Here is a 323-nt window from a genome sequence, read left to right as displayed (position 1 = left end):
TCACCTTCAATGTCGGTAGCGCCTGTTAATAGGTCTGCATCGGTGAAGATTAACGTACCGTCTTCTTCAACACTGAACTGTTGATCTTGTGGTACTGGCAGGTCGTTAACTGGGTTAACCGTTAGGTCAGCTGATGCTTGAACCGTATTGGTGCCATCAGAGATATCGAAACTGATATCGATGTCACCATTGAAGTTCTCATCTGGCGTAATCGTGAAACTGCCATCATCGTTTTGAGTAACGGTTGCATCACCGCCAACCGTTAGGCCGCTGGCCGTCAGGTCATCGCCTTCCACGTCAGAGGCTTGAGAAAGCAGCTGCTC

The 323-nt window shown here is 49.2% G+C and carries 1 protein-coding gene; it reads right to left on the bottom strand.

Going from position 1 to position 323, the window contains the following annotated elements; genetic code table 11:
- Nucleotides 1–323, bottom strand: a 323-nt coding sequence (locus tag AB4351_RS21815; RefSeq protein ID WP_372127171.1) for a cadherin-like domain-containing protein, incomplete at both ends; no start/stop codon positions are given.

This window comes from Vibrio sp. 10N.261.51.F11, assembly GCF_041471665.1.
In the GTDB taxonomy this organism is placed as follows: Bacteria; Pseudomonadota; Gammaproteobacteria; order Enterobacterales; family Vibrionaceae; genus Vibrio; species Vibrio crassostreae_C.
The sequence above is the reverse complement of the archived record's forward strand: the minus strand, read 5'-3'. Positions and strand labels throughout refer to the sequence as shown.